The following is an 18,349-nucleotide window of genomic DNA, read 5'->3' on the forward strand; positions in this document are numbered from 1 at the left end:
GGATGATGAATCGTCTATCAACAGCGCCTGGATTGCCTATGAAAATCGTAATCGCACCGGATTCATACAAAGAGAGTTTATCCGCCTCAGGCGTGGCAGCCGCGATTGAAGCGGGCTTCCGCGACATCTTTCCTGACGCCACCTACGTAAAGATACCGGTTGCCGACGGCGGTGAGGGCACGGTTGAGGCGATGGTGGCGGCGACAGCGGGGAGTATCGTTAACCTGCGCGTGACCGGGCCGCTTGGCGCGCCGGTTGAGGCTTTCTACGGCCTTTCCGGCGACGCGCGCACCGCCTTTATCGAGATGGCGGCCGCCAGCGGGCTGGAGCTGGTGCCTGCCGCGCAGCGCGATCCCTTAACCACCACGTCGTTCGGGACGGGAGAGCTTATCCGGAGCGCGCTGGATAAGGGCGTCGGGCATATCATTATCGGCATCGGCGGCAGCGCCACTAACGACGGCGGCGCAGGCATGATGCAGGCGCTGGGCGCGAAGCTGCTGGATGCGCAGGGAAAAGAGATCGGCTTCGGCGGTGGCGCGCTGCCAGCGCTGGCGAAGATTGATATCGACGGGCTCGACGCGCGCGTGCGGCAGTGTCGTTTCGAAGTGGCGTGCGACGTCACCAACCCGCTGACCGGCCGCGACGGCGCCTCGGCCATATTCGGCCCGCAAAAAGGCGCGACGCCGGAGCTGGTTGAGCAGCTGGATCGCGCGCTGGCGCACTATGCTGCGATTATTCAGCGCGATCTCGATATCGACGTGCTGCATATTCCCGGCGGCGGCGCAGCGGGCGGCATGGGCGCGGCGCTGCACGCTTTCTGCCAGGCGGATTTGCGGCGCGGCATCGAGATCGTCACCGAGGCGCTGGGGCTGGCGGAACAGGTGAAAGACGCATCGCTGGTCATTACCGGCGAAGGACGCATCGACAGCCAGAGCATCAACGGCAAGGTGCCGATTGGCGTAGCGCAGGTGGCAAAAGAGTTTAATAAGCCGGTTATTGGCATTGCCGGCAGCCTGACGGCGGATGTCGGCGTTGTGCACCAGCACGGCCTGGATGCGGTATTCAGCGTGCTTTACAGCATCTGTACGCTGGAGGAGGCGCTGGCGAACGCGGAAACCAACCTGCGGCTGGCGGCCCGCAATATCGCGGCAACGCTGAAAATGGGCGGCGAGCTGAAATAACACCAGCGGGTGTCTGGATACGTGCGGACGCGGATGAAACGGCCCGTCCGCAAACAGGCAAAACAGCGTTTCCCGGCGGCACCTCATCCCTGAGGCGCCTCCGTCACCGGGCCTGACTGGGCGTAATGCAAAAACGCTCCCGCCATTTTTTCGCTGTCGCTTTGCTCCTCGACTCTCTCATCCGCTTATCAGTTCCGGCGCGGTCTGAAGACGCGGCTTACTTCTTATACTTCGCTTCCAGCGTCGCGAACCAGGGCACAATAAAGTCGGTATTGCCGCCCCAGCCGGGGACGATCTTGTTCAATGACGCCACGTTAATCGCGCCCGGCTGGCTGTTCAGCTGCTGCTGAGAGATGGACGCCCCTTTGAAATCGTAAGTGGCGGGTGTGGTTTCACCGGCGATCTTGTTCGCCACCAGACGCATATTCACCGCGCCGATGATTTTCGGATCGACCGCCACGGTCTGCACCCAGGGGCTGTTTTTCTCACGCATCAGCTGCAGATCCTGATTGGAGACGTCAATGCTGTAGAGCTTGATCTCAGTACGGCCATTCTCCTGCAGGGCTTTATAAGCGCCCTGGCTGAAGGCGTCCCACGCGCCCCAGATCGCATCAATCTTGCCTTTCGGATATTTCGCCAGAATCGCGCCGATTTTGTTGGCGGTATCGCCCTGTACGTCAGAGGAGACGGCGCCGATCGACTCCAGCTGATGAATGCCTGGATTCTCTTTCAGCAGCTTTTCATACACCACCTGACGGCGCTCCATCGGCGGGAAGCCCGCGACCCACAGCTTGAGGATATTGGCTTTGCCGTGGAAATCCTGGATCAGCTGGCCGAGGGAGGCCTGCGCCAGCGAGGCGTCATCCTGCGCGGTCACGGTAACGCCCGGCACAGGCGTATCGACCGGGGTATCGAATACCGAGACTTTAATGCCTGCGTCGGCGATGCGCTTCACCAGCCCACTGGCGTAGGGCGCTTTGCCGTGCGAGAGAATAATGCCGTCATACTTCTGACTGATCGCCTGGTTGACGAAATCCTGAAAGCGCGCGTCGTCGCCGTTGCTGAGAAAGGTACTGACCTTAAAGCCCAGCTTGCGGCCCTCCTGAATAGCGCCCGCGACAAACTGCGTGGTGTTGTCGTCGGAGCCCAGATTGCGGATCACCGCGATGCGCACCGGCCCGTTATGGCTGGCAATGGGGGCGGGCACCGGCGTGACGGTATCGGCGAAGGCCCCGACGGAGAGCAGGCTGAGGGTCAGCAGAGAAAACGATATTTTTTTCATTGTTTTTTCCAGGTTAATCAGCGTCAGCGGCGCTGAACGTAGGTCATCGCCAGTGCCAGAGCCAGCACCAGTCCTTTAATAATGTCCATGGCGTAATAGGGAACGGAGAGCATCACCAGCCCGTTTTGCAGCACGCCGAGCAGCACCGCGCCTACCAGCGTGCCCAGCGCGTTAGGTTTGCCGGAGCCGGCCAGCGACAGGCCGATCCAGGCGGCCGCTACGGCGTCCATCAGGTATCCACCGCCCGCGTTGACCTGTGATGAGCCGATGCGCGACGCCAGCAGAATGCCGCCCAGTCCCGCCAGCAGCGAGGCGATGACGTAAGCCAGCACGCGATAGCGCGTGGTGCGGATGCCGGAAAGGCGCGCCGCCTCCGGATTGCCGCCCAGCGCATACATGCGGCGGCCATGAGTGGTCAGCGAGAGCGCCAGCTGCGCCACCACCGTCACCACCAGCATAACGATTACGATCACCGGCACCTGACCGAGCAGGCCGAAGCCCGCCGGGATGGTGCCTTCCGCCATATCGCCGTTCGGCATTACCATGTTTTCCGTGATGGAGCCGCCAAAGCTGTAGGTCATCGCCACGCCCTGGATAATAAACAGCGTGGCGAGGGTCGCCAGCATATCGGGAATGCGCAGAATGACGATCAGGAAGGCGTTGAACAGGCCGATGAGCGTACAGAGCGCCAGGGTGATCGCTATCGCCTCGGCGGTGTTCATGCCATACCAGACAAAGAGCGAGATCACCAGCGCGTTGGCCAGCGAGGCGGTAGAACCGACCGACAGGTCAAAGCCACCGACGGTAAGCGACGCCGAGACGCCCACGGCGATCACCGTCACAATGGCGATAGCGCGCAGGATATTGATGATGTTATTCGGTTCCAGAAAGCTATCGGAGGCGAGGCCAAAGCCTGCAATCAGGATAGCGACCGTGATCAGCATGCCCCACTTATAGAGAAAATCGAACAGTCGATGGCGCAGCGGCGTTGACGCCGCGGTCAGGGAAATATCTTTGCTGCTCACGCAGGGGTTCCTCCAGTGGAATAAAGCAGAAGCGTCTCTTCGGTGGCCGCTCGCGCATCCAGCTCGGCCACGATGCGCCCGTCCCAGAGCACGCAAATTCGGTCGCAAAGACCAACCAGTTCAGAAAACTCGCCGGAGGCGTAAATAACGCCTTTGCCTTCCTGCGCCAGCCCGCTGATGAGCCGAAACAGTTCGGTTTTCGCCTTAATATCGACCCCTTTGGTCGGCTCATCGAAGATCAGCACGTCAGCGTGGCTGAGCAGCCACTTGCCGATGGCGATTTTTTGCTGATTGCCGCCGGAGAGGCGGCGCAGCGACTGCGCCGGGCCGGTGGTACGCACGTTCAGGCGCTGGATAATCTCTTCCGCCCAGCGCCACGCCTGACGGTGGCCAAACAGCCCCCAGCGTGAAAAGCTGCTGTCGGCGCTGACGCTGAGATTCATCGCCACCGGCTCGTCGATAAAAATTCCTTCCTTGCGCCGCTCTTCCGGCACCAGCGCCATGCGCTGGCGCACCGAATCGTGCGGCGAACGCGGCCGCCACGGTTTGCCGTGCAGTTCGCCGCGCGTCACGCGGCTTTTGCTGGCGCCGAACAGGGCCTTGCACAGCTCGGTTTTACCCGCGCCCGCCAGCCCGGCGATGCCGAGGATCTCGCCTTTGTGCAGCCGCAGCGAAATATCCTGCAACAGCCGATCGTCATGCAGGCCTTCTACCGCCAGCAGCAGCGGCTGGGGGCGAGCGGGGCGACGCGGCGGATAGATATCGGTCAGCTCATGGCCGAGCATCTTTTCGACGATCTGCTCGCCGCTGAGCGCTGCCATCGGACCGCTCTCGATCAGGCGGCCGTCGCGCAGCACCGTCAGCCGGTCACAGATCGCTTTCAGCTCGTGGATGCGGTGCGAGATAAACACCACGCCGATGCCGCTGCTTTGCAGACGGCGCACCACGGCGAAGAGCCGTTCGCTCTCGTGCCGATCGAGCGGGGCGGTGGGTTCGTCGAGAATAAGAAAACGACAGTGGTGCGACAGCGCGCGCGCCAGCAAAATCTGCTGCTTCTCCGCCAGGGTGCAGCGATCCACCAGGCGGTTCACGTCGAGGCTCACCTCCAGCTGCGCCAGCAGGGCGCGCGCCTGGCGGCGAATGGCGCGCCAGCGGAAGCCGTGTCCTGGCTCTGCCAGTCGATCCAGCAGAATGTTTTCCGCCACGCTGAGCTGGGGCACCAGCGCGACGTCGACCTCCTGCTGCACCAGATGAATGCCAAGCTGTTTCGCGTCGCGCGGGCTGCGTATCGAGACCGGGACGCCGTCAAGCCAGATTTCCCCGCTGTAGTGGCTGTGCGCACCTGACAGCACTGCCATCAGCGTTGACTTGCCCGCGCCGTTGGCGCCGGTCAGGGCGTGTACCGAGCGGCCGTCCGCGACAAAATTCACCTGCGTCAACGCAGCGAATCCGCCGAATGCGATCGAGATATTACGCATCTCAAGGCGGTTTAACGCACTCATCAGCTGAAGCTCCCCTGTCACTGGCTGGCCGCAATTTTTTCCTGAAGTTTCAGGCGCGGCAACAGCCGAAAGCGCATAAGCTAGCACGAAAACTTATTAGCCATCCAGACATCTGGATTGTTTGGCGGCTAAAGCTGGCGTACCAGGCAACGCTGGTTTTTTACAGGGGGGAATGAAAATAACGCGGTGTTTTATGCTGGTCTGACGCACAGATATAAAAAAACCAGGCCGGAGCCTGGTTTGTTACGCGGTAGGGCGCTTACTTTTCTGGAATCGCATTCAGCAAGGTCGTGAGCAGTTTCCAGTAAAGGCCGACGCTCTCAATATGCACCTGCTCGTCCGGCGAGTGCGGACCGGTGATGGTGGGTCCGATAGAGACCATATCCATGTTCGGGTAAGGCTTCTTGAACAGGCCGCACTCAAGACCGGCGTGGATCACCTGAATATTCGGCGTTTTGTCGAACAGCGCGATATAGGTCTGACGGGTCAGCGCCATAATCGGCGAGTTTGCGTCAGGCTGCCAGCCCGGATAACCGCCTTTCGGCTTAGTCTGCGCGCCAGCCAGCTGGCCGAGCGAGGTCAGCATCTGCACCACATAGTCGCGGCCGGTATCGATCAGCGAACGGATCAGGCAGTTAATCTCCGCCTTGTCGTGATCCATCGTGACGACGCCGACGTTAAGCGAGGTTTCTACCACGCCTTTCGCGACGTCGGAATTGCGGATAACGCCGTTCGGCGTGCTGTTCAGCAGGTTAAGGAAGCGGTCGCGGCTCTCCGCGCTCAGCGCGTCGCCCTGATGCGCCAGCGGCTCGGTGACGACGTTGATATTCTTCTCTTTGACGCCGTGTTCGTTTTGCAGCGCCAGCAGGAAGTGCGCCGCCGCCGCTTTCAGGGCGTCGACTTTGTGGCTCTCTACCGCCAGCGTGGCGAAGGCCTCGCGCGGAATGGCGTTGCGCAGCGTGCCGCCGGTAAAATCAATCAGACGCAGGTCGAGCTCGGCAGCGTGCGCGGCGAGGAAACGCGCCAGCAGCTTGTTGGCGTTGCCGAGACCCATATGGATATCCGCACCGGAGTGGCCGCCGCGCAGCCCTTTCAGGGTCAGCTTCAGCGTCTGGAAATCAGCGGGCACCGCTTCGCGCGTCAGCGGCAGCGTGGTGATAAAGTCGATGCCGCCCGCGCAGCCCATATAGATCTCGCCTTCCTCTTCCGAGTCGGTGTTGATCAGAATCTCAGCCTGAAGCCAGTTCGGCTGCAGACCGAAAGCGCCGTCCATGCCGGTCTCTTCGGTCATGGTGAGCAGCACTTCCAGCGGGCCGTGAGTCAGGCTGCTGTCGGCCAGTACCGCCAGCGCGGAGGCCATGCCGATGCCGTTATCGGCGCCCAGCGTGGTGCCACGTGCCTTCACCCATTCGCCGTCGATATAGGGCTGAATCGGATCTTTGGTAAAGTCATGCACGGTGTCGTTGTTTTTCTGCGGCACCATATCGAGGTGCGCCTGCAGCGCTACCGGCGTGCGGTTTTCCATTCCAGCGGTAGCCGGTTTACGGATCAGGATATTGCCGACTGCGTCGCGTTCGACCCAGAAACCCTGCTCTTTTGCCCAGCCGACAATATAAGTGGCCAGCGCTTCTTCATGAAAAGAGGGGTGCGGAATGGAGCAGATTTTGGCGAAGATATCCCACAGCGGTTGGGGAGAAAGCTGAGACAATTCAGACACGACAGGTCTCCTGTGTCAGTGCGCCGGCCAGGCCGGTGTGCGCGAGTTTCCAGTGAATGGTCGCCGTCAGCGGATCTGACGTGATGAGGCTGAGAATATCACTGTTATCGTCAGGTGCGTACTCAGGCGCGCTAAAAACCCGCAACCAGTGGTTCGGATGCTGGTTTTTAGCGCTGAGGATCCTTATAATCTCGCGCAACCTTTTTCCCGTTGCACATTATTTAAGCCGATTAAGTTGGCTGGGATCGCTATTCATGAGTGAAAAATACGTCGTTACCTGGGACATGCTGCAGATTCATGCCCGCAAACTGGCTCAGCGCCTGCTTCCTGTTGAACAGTGGAAAGGCATTATCGCAGTCAGCCGCGGCGGCCTGGTGCCTGCTTCGCTGCTGGCGCGCGAGCTGGGCATCCGCTATGTCGATACCGTCTGCATCTCCAGCTACGACCACGACCATCAGCGCGAGATGAAAGTCCTCAAGCGCGCGGAAGGCGACGGCGAAGGCTTTATCGTTATTGACGATCTGGTCGATACCGGTGGCACCGCGCAGGCGATCCGTGAGATGTACCCTAAAGCGCACTTCGTCACTATCTTCGCTAAACCGGCAGGCCGCCCGCTGGTAGACGATTACGTGGTTGATATCCCTCAGAATACCTGGATTGAGCAGCCGTGGGACATGGGGGTGGTTTACATCCCGCCTATCGTTAAAGGCGCCTGATCTACCACTTCTGACAACGCCCGGCTTGCCGGGCGTTGTGCTTTTTGTCGTAAGCTGGCTAAACGCCACGCTGCCTGCCGCCGCGCTCGGGCATTGCGCTCTTTTGCGCCTCGCGCCGCCCCTGACCCTGCAGTACACTTAGCCTCTGCCAGGGCCGTCAGGAGAACCGAGTATGTCGAGCAAAAACCTCAGCGAAGAGCTGTTCAAGCCGCACTACAACTATCCCGAAACTTCATCACTGGTGCATCGTCAGCATCATGCCGCCGTGGACGTCGAAGCGACGCTGGACGGCAGCAGCCAGCACGGCTGGTATCGCATGCTCAATAAGCTGATGTGGACGTGGCGCGGCGTGCCGCCGCAGGAAATCAGCGAAGTGCTGGCACGTATTGCCATCAGCGACCAGCGGCATACCGACGACGCGCTGCTCGATACCGTGATCGGCTTTCGCAGCGGCAACTGGGCGTTTGAGTGGTCGAAGCAGGCGGGCCTCTGGCAGCAGCGCGCTCAGGAAGAGGGCGACGACAGCCGCGCCGGCGAACACTGGCTGCGCGCCTCGCACCTTTTTAGCCTGGCCGCCTATCCCTATATCAAAGGGGATGAACTGGCGGATCAGGCGCAGACGCTGGCGAATCGCGCCTATGAAGAGGCGACGCGCCGTCTGCCCGGCGAGCTTAAAGCGCTCAGCTTCAATATCGAAGGCGGCAGTCCGATTACCGGCTTTCTTCATATGCCGCCCAACGCGTCGGCGCCTTATCCAGTCGTGCTGCTGTGCGGCGGTCTCGATTCGCTGCAAAGCGACCACTACCGGCTGTTTCACGACTATCTTGCGCCGCGCGGCATCGCCATGCTGACGCTGGATATGCCGTCGGTGGGCTTCTCCGTAAAATGGCGGCTCAACCAGGACACCAGCTTTCTGCATCAGCAGGTGCTGCGCGAGCTGGCAAACGTGCCCTGGATCGATCACCGGCGCGTGGCGGCGTTCGGCTATCGCTTCGGCGCCAACGTCGCGGTGCGTCTGGCTTATCTGGAAGCGCCGCGCCTGCGCGCCGTGGCGACGCTGGGCCCGATGGTGCACAGCCTGCTGACCAGCGCACAGCAGCAGGACGCTATTCCGGATATGTATATGGATATGCTCGCCAGCCGCCTCGGTATGGCCTTTACCAGCGACAGTGCGCTGCGCACCGAGCTTAATCGCTACTCGCTCAAAGTGCAGGGGCTGCTGGGACGCCGCACGCCGACGCCGATGCTCGCAGGCTACTGGCCGGGCGATCCTTTCGGCCCGGAAGAGGATGCGCGGCTGATCGCCCACTCCTCCGCCGACGGCAAACTGCTGCCGATTGCCGCCAGACCGGCGCTGGCGAATTTTGAGCGCGCCCTGAATCAGGTTTGCGACTGGCTGGCAAAGCGGTTACAACAGTAGCTGGCAAATTCACTGCGGTTTGCTTTAATACTAACGGTCAAACTTATGGAGAATTAGCATGACGTTACCGAGTGGTCACCCCCGTAGTCGCCTGCTTAAGCGCTTCACCGAGCTGGGACCGTATATCCGCGAAGGGAAATGTGAAGAAACGCGGTTCTTTTTCGACTGCCTGGCCGCCTGCGTCAATGTCAAACCCGCGCCGGAAAGCCGCGAGTTCTGGGGCTGGTGGATGGAGCTGGAGGCGCAACAGGACCATTTTACCTACGTCTATCATATTGGCCTGTTCGATAAAGATGGCGACTGGTCTGTCGCGAACATCAAGGGGAAAGAGAATAATCAGAAGGTGGAAGAGACGCTGCGTAACTTCCACACCCGTCTGAAAGCGATGCTGCAGGAGCTGAATCTGGGGCTGACGCCCGCCAGCGGCTTCGACGAACAGCCGGTCAAACTCAGCGCCTGACGCTGCTAAACTTTTAACGGCAGGCATAGCCCGATTCGCTCGGCTATGCCTGTTCTGCATTACCCTGAATTTTCCGCTACGTTTATATTTCCCCACCGCCCTGTAATATCCTGGCTAACTGCCGCTTTTTATTTTTTCAGACGCCTACGCGTTAAAAACATTCTCTCTGCTTATTTGATTATGGTTATTAACTAACTCCGCTTTATAAAACCTTTGTAATCAACGCGGCCACTTAAAATAATCGGTCCAGATAAAACAGAGTGCGGCACAGCATAATTCTTATTCTCATTTTATTGAGGCCGATCGCACTGACGCTTTGTAGACGTTTTCCTGACGAAATGGTGTGATAACAGCCAGCGCGATTGCCTTTGTCGCGGCTTTTCTCCGTTTGTTCTCGCTATAAAAACAATGCCAACCCGGACGCCCCTAAAAGTCTGGGTGGTCCTGCGCTGTCTCTCTGGAGGAAAACGTTTTGTTTAAATTAAATCCCATATTATTAAGCCTGGCCGCTGCGCCCGGGCTGTTTTTCCCCGTTACTTTTAGTCATGCCGCCACGTTAAAACCTTTTTCACCCTTATTAAATGACAATAAAGCAGGCGTCTTTTGCGTCTGTAATGGTTCGACGCAAACCCTGAGCGGTATTCAACGCTTTCAGCCGGGCGAGGATGGCGGCGGTCGTATTACCATCGGCGAATTATTAAGTCGCGGCAGAATTATTTCTGATGACAATGTTATTGGCGCGGATCGGCTGACGTTCGGCGCGCAAAATTATGTGATTAGCGTGCCTGACGTCAACGGCAGCGGAAATAATCAGCTGCAGGTTTTTAATACGGCGAATATCAGCGCGCTCGCCTCGGTGACGCCCGCCAGCGAGCTGCCCAACTACTACAACGTCAACGGACAGCAATATATCAATACCCGCGTGGCGCAGGTGAGCAACGGCGTCATCAATGTCGATATCGGCGTCGATGGCGCGGCAACCACCGCCGCCACCAACGGCTGGAGCATGGCGGCGAAACAGAGCCAGTTGTTTACCGCCAGCGGCAGCGGCGCGATGAACTGGCAGTCTGACAACCGTATCGCCTTTACCGGCTCGGCAACGGAATATACCTACAATCTGGCGTACTGGGTCGATAATGTCGCCCAGTACAGCGGCCCTTTCAGCGTGACCACGCTGGACGGCAACCGCCGTGAGTTCAACGTCGCCAGCCTGAGCGATCTGCAGCGGTACAACGACTGGCTGATTGAGCAGCTGCAGAGCGGCAACCTCAGCGCTGGCAGCTACAATGCCGAATTCAACAAAGCGCTCTCTCTCTACAGCGCGCCCATCGCCTACGTGATCGACGCCGATGAGTACAACGACGAGGTAACGCAGCCAGTAGGCGAGCGCGTAGTGCTGAGCGCGGACGGCCCTGGCGCCAGCGTCTCGGTGCAGAAGGGGGCGACGCTGGAAGTGGTGGACTCGGACGGCGGCGCGGTGCGCGCCACCAACGGCGCAAAAGCAACGATTGATGGCAAGCTGGCGGCCAGCGGATCGGCGGCTCATGAGAACACGGCGCTGCGCCTCTCCGGCAGCCGCGGCGTCAACAATGGCGTTATCAACGGCGGCTTCTTTAACAACCCCGACGGCAGCGGCGTGGATCCTGCAACGCTGGGCTACAGCGGCACCACGGTGCTGGCGACCGACGGCAGCCGCTTTATCAACAACGGCGTGCTGAATTACGCCATCACGCAAGAGGGCGATGCCAGCAGCGCGCTGCGGCTAAGCGACGCGCTGGGGATCAACAACGGCAATATGAATATCGGCGTGGCGGACGCCGCCGGCAGCCGCAGCAGCGCTGGCGTGGTGCTCAATACCGACAACGCCAGCTTTATCAACGGTGCGGGCGGCGTTATCTACGTTGGCCGCACGCCGCAGAATGATAAAGGCGATGCCACGGAGGATGTGGCGATTAACCAGAGCGGCGGCGTCAGCGCCATTTCTCAGTCGCTTAACTCGACGGTCATTAACGACGGGCGCATCGTGCTCGGCAGCAAAGTGCAGAACGGCGTAGCGATGCGCGTCGAGGATGGCCCTGAAGCGGTTGCGCTTAACAACGGCACTATTGATATCAACGGCCGGGCGCAGTTCAGACCGGCAGAAAACGTCGGCCTGCTGGCGATCAATGCCGGCAGCGGCGGGCTGGTGGGCAACACCGGCACCATCAACCTCAACGGCGACGGCGGCACCGGCATCAAGGTCATTGCCAGCGACGGCGAGCGCGCCAGCGTCTTTTCCAGCGGCGCGATCAACGTCACCGGCCGCGCCGATACCCTGAACGGCAGCTTCAACACGGCGGTATGGGTCAACGGACAGGGCAGCGGCGTCGCCTCCGCCACGCTGAGCGGGCCGATCGCTCTCCAGGGCAGCGGCGCCATCGGCATTCGCGCCGAGGGCAGGTCGACGGTGGATCTTACCGCCGACGCGGTGCCGCAGCTGGGCGGCAGCGGGCAATATCAGATGGGCTTTCTGGCCATAGGGCCAGAAGCCAGGATCGCTCTGCCGAAAGCGGGCAACTATGCGACCGGTCCCGACGACTGGTATGCCACTATTTTTCGCTATCAGGACGGTGCGGAATTTGACGGCGCAGGCCTGACCATCGCGCCGGGCGCAGCCTTCTCGACCGGCATTGAGGCCGTTGGCGAAGGCTCGGTAGTCAACACCCGCGGCGCGACGTTTAACATCGGCAACACCTCGACCGGTCTGCGCATTGAGGGCGGCGCACAGGCCACTATCGATGCGGCGACGCAGCTTAACCTGAACGTGGGCGGCGCGACGGCGGCGGTGGTAGACGGTAATTACTACAACCTGACGCGCTACATCACCAACAGCTTCGATCAGCCTTTCGCTTCCACCCTCGTCAACCATGCGGCCATCAACGGGCAGGGCAATCAGCAGATCGGTCTGATCGCTCAGTATCGCGGGGCGCTGACCAATACCGGTGATATTAATCTGCGCGGCGACCAGAGCTACGGCATCCAGGCGCTCATCAGCGGCCAGGCGGTTAACAGCGGCAATATCAGCGTCAGCGACGGTGCTGTAGCGCTCTTTGCGTCAGGCTACTCGTTTGACTCCCCTGGCGGCGGCACCGCGATTACCAGCAGCGGCACGCTGAACGTGACGGCAGGCAGCGCGGACGGTTTTTTCCCTACTACCGGCCTCTATGCCTCGGGTGATGCGGCGCGTATTGAGCAGAACGGTACGGTTAATCTCTACGGCGGCAACGCGCTGGCGGGCGAGGCGCTCAACGGCGGCACGCTCGTGCTTGGTCAGCAGACCAACGTCGTGTTTCACGACCCCAACCAGACCGCCTGGCGGGTGGTGGAGGGCGGCGGCATTATCTATGCCTACGGCAGCAACCAGGATGTCTCTACCGAGGGTTCAACGCTCTACCAACTGGGCGACGGTGCCATTCTTTCGCTGCAGCGTCTTGGGGAGATCACGCTGAGCGGCGCCAATACCACCGGGGTGAAGATGTCCGGCACCGCCACCCTGTATGACAATGAGACCTATTTTGTTAACGGTAAGGGCGCGGTGGCGCTGCGCGCCTCAAACGGCGCCTACGGAGATTTAGGCGATGTGTGGCTGAACGGCGAAAACAGCATCGGCGCCATCAGCGAGAATGGCGACGGCGCGGTGTTCAGCAACGGCAACATCATCGGCAGCGGCAAAAACGTCACCGCGTTGCAGGCAAGCGACGGCGCAACGGTCATGAACAACGGCACTATTCTGCTTTCCGGCGAAAACAACACCGGCGTGCGGCTGTTGAACGGCGGCCGCGCCATCAACAACGTCTGGATCAGTGTGGCATCCGGCGTAGGCATTGACGTCAGCCAGGGGGCAGGCATTTATCAGCCTTATAACGGCACGGTGCAGGTAGACGGCGGCATCGCTGGCGCGCGCGTCGGGGAAAACGCCACGCTGGATATTCAGGGGGATCAGTTTTTCCGCAGCGGTATCTGGGCCCGCGGCGGCGCGGATACGGTCTTGCTGGATCGCGGCGCGGCCGGATTACAGGCAAGCGAAATTACCCTGAGCGCCGAGGGCGGCGGCAGCGCCATCAATAACCGCGCCGAAACCGCGAATATTGCGCTGAATAATGCCTATATCATCGCCATCAATGGCGCAGGCATACGCTCCGCCACCTCCTTCGACTATGGCGGGAAAGCCTATCTTTCCATTCTTGAAGGGGCGACAGGCTATCTGTTTCAGAATGAGGATGGTTCGACCACCACTCACGATCTGGTGGTGCCGCCAGGCTATCAGATTATCGTCAACGGCAGCGGCGACGGCATTCACGCCAACACCACCGGCCGGGTCTTCTCCGATGGCTTTATCGCCATCGCCAGTGAGGCGGGCGGCTCGGCCATCGTCACCCATACTGCCAGCGAAGTGATCAACCGCGGCTCCATTATCTCCTACAGCCGCGTGGCACCGGTTATCGATCTGCGCGGCGGCCAGTCGTTGTTTATTAACCAGGGCGATATCAGCGCGGTCGATCCCGATACCCCTATCGTGGCGGGCGGCGCGACCAGCGACAGGCTCGCTTTTATCGGCGGCAGCGTGGTTGGCGATGTCGATACCGGCAACGGCAGCGATACCCTTGCCGTTACCGGCGGTACCCTCAACGGCAGCCTGACCCTGGGCAGCGGCGAGAATAATCAGGCGCTGATAGAGAACGTTAGCCTGGCGAATACCCGCCATATCACCACCGCGGGCGGCATGGGCAGTACGCTCAGCTTCAGCAACATCAACGCCAGCGGCGGCTCGTTCAGCCGCGACGATCTCAGCAAAGGGGTTAACCTCGGCGCGGGCTGGAGCACGCTCAACTTCTATAAAACGCAGTGGACGCTGACCGACAACCTCAAACTGGCACACAGCACGATTAATATCGATCGCGACTCCACGCTGTTTGCCGGAAATGGCATTAATCCGCTGCTGGCGGGCGCGACCAATGACTCGCTGGTGGTAAACAACGCCGGTACGCTGGATCTGAGCAACGGCGACGCGGCCAGTAATCGGCTTACGATTGACGGCACGCTGGCGTCGCTCGGCGGCACGCTGAAGCTCGCGACCCGGCTTAACGGCGCAGGCGGCCAGAGCGACGCGCTGCGGGTAAACGGCAACGCCACTGGCACCACGCTGATTGAGGATCGGCTGAGCGCCAGCAGCGTCACAGCGCAGAGCGACGCCAACGGCGACGGCGTTATCGACGGCAGCGAAGGGATCTCACTGGCGCAGGTTTCCGGCAGCGCCAGCGCTGACAGTTTCGCGCTGAAAAGGGGCTACCTCGTCGCCGGTCCCTGGCAGTACGGGCTCTACGCTTTTGCGCCTGACAGCGGTGACCAGGGCTGGGATTACCGGCTTGCCAGCCGCTACGTGTGCGAAGATGGCTCGCTTTGTCAGCCGCAGGCGGGGCGCGCGGCATCGCGAGCGGTGCGACCGGCGTTAGCGCCGCAGGTGCCCTCTTATCTTTCCGCGCCGGTGGGCCTCGCCTGGTACACCCAGGCGATCACTGACGATCTGCATAAGCGTCTCGGCGAGCTGCGCGACGGTCAGCGCAGCGGCGCGGGCGGCGAACTCTTCCTGCGCTATCTCGGTTCGAACCTGACCTATATGAGCAATCGCGACGTTAGCGACTACGGCTTTGACGCCGATATCGACTTCAGCGCGGTGCAGCTTGGCGGCAACCTGCTGCAGCTGGACGGGGAGAGCGACAGCCTGCGCGGCGGCGTGGCCTATACGCGCGGCAATACGCGTATCCGTCCACACGCGGCCGACGGCTTTAGCTCCACAACCTTCGACAGCGACAGCGTCTCGTTCTATGGCACCTGGCAGCGCGACAGCGGGTTCTATCTTGACGGCTCGCTGAGCTGGAGCTGGCACCGCGGCGATACCGATATCGCGCGGCAAAAAGAGGTCGGGAAAGTGAAGGGTGACGGCTGGAGCGCCTCGCTGGAGTCGGGCTATCCCTTTATCTTCGCCAACGGCGTGCGTCTGGAGCCGCAGGCGCAGCTGACATGGATGCGTCTGAAGTTTGATGATACCCGCGATAAGGATGGCGTTGACGTGGCGTTCGACGACGACGACCAGACTATCGGCCGTCTTGGCGCGCGGCTGGATCGCACCTGGCAGGACGATGCGCAGCGCGAGTATACGCCTTATCTGCGCGCCAGCTATACGCACGGCTGGGGCGGCGGATCGAAGGTGAAGGTCGGCTCGGCGGAGAACGCTATCAGTCAGGACTTCAACAGCGGTCAGTTCGGTCAGACGTGGGACGTCGGCATCGGGGGGACGACCCGCTTTCGCAGCGATGTTTCGCTCTATGCCGAGGCGGACTACCGCAAGGAGATTGACGGCAACGGCGTGAAGGGCTGGCGCTATAACGCCGGGGTGCGCTGGACGTTCTGATCGCCACTGCTCAAGCGACAAAAAGAAAGGGCCGCTGATGAGGCGGCCCTTATTTACAGACACATTGAGGGTAAAGCACTGTCGCCGTCGCGCGTCGCTTCGCAGCGGCGTCAGAGGGTTAGAACTGGTAAGTCATGCCTACAGCAACCACGTCGTCGTTGTTCAGGCTCAGACGGTTGTCGTCGTCCAGCTGGTTGATTTTGTAATCCACGAACGCTGACATGTTTTTGTTGAAGTAGTAGGTGGCACCCACGTCGATATATTTAACCAGATCCGCATCGCCGATACCGTTTTCGATATCTTTGCCTTTGGTCTGAACGTAGCCCAGTGACGGACGCAGGCCGAAATCAAACTGATACTGCGCCACCAGCTCGATGTTCTGCGCTTTGTTCGCCGCGCCCGCTGCTGCCAGACCCGTTGCGCGGTCGGTGCCGCTGAACGGGGTCATGTTGCGCGTTTCGGTGTAGATCGCCGCCAGGTAGACGCTGTTGGCATCATACTTCACGCCAGCGCCCCAGGAGTCAGCGCGGTCGCCCTTGCCGTAAGTACGCGCCTGCTGCTGGTTGGTGCGGTCGGAAGAGGTAATCGCCGACATCAGGCTGATACCGGTATCGCCAATGGTGTAGCCCAGTGACGCGCCGTAGCCGTCGCCATTCTGGCGGTTGATATCGGTACGCGAGTTGCCGCCGTTGGCGTCGTTGCGGCCCTGGTACTGCAGCGCGAAGCGCAGGCCGTCAACCAGACCGAAGAAGTTGTTGTTGCGATAGGTGGCTACGCCGGTCGCGCGCTGCGTCATATAGCTGTCAGCACGCGCCGTGCCGTCGCCGCCGAATTCCGGGAATACGTCGGTCCAGGCTTCTACGTCGTAAAGTACGCCGTAGTTGCGACCGTAGTCGAACGAGCCATACTGGCCGAATTTCAGACCGGCAAAGCCCAGACGGGTTTTGTTGCCGTTGTTGGCGTCGGAGCCTTCGGAGTTATTGATGTTGTACTGATATTCCCACTGGCCGTAACCGGTCATCAGGTCGTTGATCTGGGTCTGGCCTTTGAAGCCGATACGTACATAGGACTTATCCCCGTCCTGGCTGTCCGCGTCGCTCAGATAGTGCATCGCTTTTACTTTGCCGTAGAAGTCCAGCTTGTTGCCGTCTTTGTTATACACTTCCGCCGCATGAGCAGCAGAAGTCAGCGCCAGAGCCGATACGACGAGTGCCAGTGTACTTTTCTTCATTTGCTATCAATCCCAATGAGTAAAATGTGTTATGCCCCTGAAAAGGGCTTATTAAACAGGGGACGTTTTACCGGTTGTAGATGAAAGTTTTATGACATTTTTTCTGATTTCTTGTTATCTGCGAACTTTTGGTCTACCGGATTGTCCGGGGTTTTTCGTGCTTTTCCCCGGTGGAGAGTTGGCTTCGCTTCTGACTCCTGATAAAAAGTTCCTTCGCAGAAATTTTTTTCTTTTTTTACTTAAACGGCAGGAAATATGAGCGGCAGTCAGACCCTGGTGGTCAAATTGGGGACCAGCGTCCTTACCGGCGGTTCGCGCCGGTTGAACCGGGCGCATATGGTGGAACTGGTTCGTCAGTGCGCGCAGCAGCACGCGGCCGGCCATCGCATCGTGATCGTTACCTCCGGCGCAATGGCGGCCGGACGCGAGCACCTGGGTTACCCGGAACTGCCCCCTACCATCGCCTCAAAGCAGCTGCTGGCTGCGGTGGGGCAGAGCCGTTTGATTCAGCTGTGGGAGCAGCTGTTCTCTATCTACGGCATCCATATCGGCCAGATGCTGCTGACCCGCGCGGATATGGAAGATCGCGAGCGTTTCCTGAACGCGCGCGATACCCTGCGCGCGCTGCTGGACAACCATATCGTGCCGGTGATCAACGAAAATGACGCGGTGGCGACGGCGGAGATCAAAGTCGGCGACAACGATAACCTGTCGGCGCTGGCGGCGATGCTGGGCGGCGCCGACAAGCTGCTGCTGCTCACCGATCAGCAGGGGCTCTACACGGCCGATCCGCGCAGTAACCCGCAGGCGGAGCTGATTAGCGACGTGCATGAAATCGACGACGCGCTACGCGCGCTGGCGGGGGACAGCGTGTCCGGTCTGGGAACCGGCGGCATGTCCACCAAATTGCAGGCGGCGGACGTCACCTGTCGCGCCGGTATCGACACCATTATCGCTGCGGGCAGCCGACCCGGCGTTATCGCCGACGTGATTGCCGGTCAACCGGTCGGCACGCGCTTTCACGCCATGCAGACCCCGCTGGAGAACCGCAAGCGCTGGATCTTTGGCGCGCCGCCTGCGGGCGAAATCACCGTCGACGACGGCGCGCTGGCGGCGATGCTCGAACGCGGCAGTTCGCTGCTGCCGAAAGGCATACGCGACGTGCGCGGCAACTTTTCACGCGGCGAGGTGATCCGCATTCGCAGCCTGCAAGGGCGCGATATCGCGCATGGCGTCTCGCGCTATAACAGCGATGCGCTGCGGATGATCGCTGGTCGTCACAGTCAGCAGATCGGGGAGATCCTCGGTTATGAATACGGTCCGGTGGCCGTGCATCGCGACGACATGATCGTCAGTTAAGGAGC

The 18,349-nt window shown here is 60.5% G+C and carries 11 protein-coding genes; 6 read left to right on the forward strand and 5 right to left on the reverse strand.

Translation table 11 applies throughout. The features are described from left to right. Nucleotides 1–38 precede the first annotated feature (38 nt). Complete coding sequence (locus EKL29_RS07085; RefSeq protein ID WP_126689216.1) at nucleotides 39–1,181, forward strand: glycerate kinase; 1,143 nt, start codon at nucleotides 39–41, stop codon at nucleotides 1,179–1,181. 217 nt (nucleotides 1,182–1,398) lie between these two features. Here the strand turns inward: EKL29_RS07085 and EKL29_RS07090 are convergent, their stop codons facing one another. The 4 genes from EKL29_RS07090 to pepD all read right to left on the reverse strand — a co-directional run bounded on the left by EKL29_RS07090 (nucleotide 1,399) and on the right by pepD (nucleotide 6,707). Beyond that, on the reverse strand, nucleotides 1,399–2,463 hold the full coding sequence (locus tag EKL29_RS07090; protein WP_126689217.1) for a sugar ABC transporter substrate-binding protein: 1,065 nt from the start codon (nucleotides 2,461–2,463) through the stop codon (nucleotides 1,399–1,401). A gap of 23 nt (nucleotides 2,464–2,486) precedes the next feature. Continuing rightward, nucleotides 2,487–3,488 carry an ABC transporter permease gene (locus tag EKL29_RS07095; protein WP_126689218.1) on the reverse strand — a complete coding sequence of 334 codons (1,002 nt, stop codon included), beginning with the start codon at nucleotides 3,486–3,488 and terminating at the stop codon, nucleotides 2,487–2,489. After that, nucleotides 3,485–4,990, reverse strand: a complete 1,506-nt coding sequence (locus EKL29_RS07100) for a sugar ABC transporter ATP-binding protein (protein ID WP_126689219.1) — start codon at nucleotides 4,988–4,990, stop codon at nucleotides 3,485–3,487. The genes EKL29_RS07095 and EKL29_RS07100 overlap by 4 nt, the downstream gene beginning before the upstream one ends. Nucleotides 4,991–5,249: 259 nt before the next feature. Next, nucleotides 5,250–6,707, reverse strand: coding sequence for a beta-Ala-His dipeptidase (gene pepD / locus EKL29_RS07105; RefSeq protein ID WP_126689220.1), 1,458 nt, complete (start codon nucleotides 6,705–6,707; stop codon nucleotides 5,250–5,252). 254 nt (nucleotides 6,708–6,961) lie between these two features. On the opposite strand from pepD, the gene gpt reads away from it, so the two are divergent. The 4 genes from gpt (at nucleotide 6,962) to EKL29_RS07125 (ending at nucleotide 15,754) form a co-directional block, all read left to right on the forward strand. Beyond that, nucleotides 6,962–7,423 (forward strand): xanthine phosphoribosyltransferase, encoded by a 462-nt coding sequence (gene gpt / locus EKL29_RS07110; protein WP_081141165.1) that lies wholly within the window; start codon nucleotides 6,962–6,964, stop codon nucleotides 7,421–7,423. Between the two features lie 172 nt (nucleotides 7,424–7,595). Beyond that, a complete protein-coding gene (gene frsA, locus EKL29_RS07115) occupies nucleotides 7,596–8,843 on the forward strand; it encodes an esterase FrsA (RefSeq protein ID WP_120451195.1) in 1,248 nt (415 codons plus the stop codon). Between the two features lie 58 nt (nucleotides 8,844–8,901). Further along, nucleotides 8,902–9,303 carry a sigma factor-binding protein Crl gene (crl, locus tag EKL29_RS07120; RefSeq protein WP_120451196.1) on the forward strand — a complete coding sequence of 134 codons (402 nt, stop codon included), beginning with the start codon at nucleotides 8,902–8,904 and terminating at the stop codon, nucleotides 9,301–9,303. Nucleotides 9,304–9,775: 472 nt separating this feature from the next. Then, the gene (locus EKL29_RS07125) at nucleotides 9,776–15,754 is read left to right on the forward strand and encodes an autotransporter outer membrane beta-barrel domain-containing protein (protein ID WP_126689221.1); all 5,979 of its coding nucleotides are present in this window, start codon (nucleotides 9,776–9,778) and stop codon (nucleotides 15,752–15,754) included. A 118-nt stretch (nucleotides 15,755–15,872) separates the two neighbouring features. On the opposite strand, the gene ompC is transcribed toward EKL29_RS07125, so the two are convergent. Continuing rightward, the gene (gene ompC, locus EKL29_RS07130; RefSeq protein ID WP_120451198.1) at nucleotides 15,873–16,985 is read right to left on the reverse strand and encodes a porin OmpC; all 1,113 of its coding nucleotides are present in this window, start codon (nucleotides 16,983–16,985) and stop codon (nucleotides 15,873–15,875) included. A gap of 255 nt (nucleotides 16,986–17,240) precedes the next feature. On the opposite strand from ompC, the gene proB reads away from it, so the two are divergent. Next, complete coding sequence (gene proB / locus EKL29_RS07135; protein ID WP_126689222.1) at nucleotides 17,241–18,344, forward strand: glutamate 5-kinase; 1,104 nt, start codon at nucleotides 17,241–17,243, stop codon at nucleotides 18,342–18,344. Nucleotides 18,345–18,349: the final 5 nt, after the last annotated feature.

The sequence above is a fragment of the Pantoea sp. YU22 genome (assembly GCF_003970755.1).
GTDB lineage: Bacteria > Pseudomonadota > Gammaproteobacteria > Enterobacterales > Enterobacteriaceae > Pantoea > Pantoea piersonii.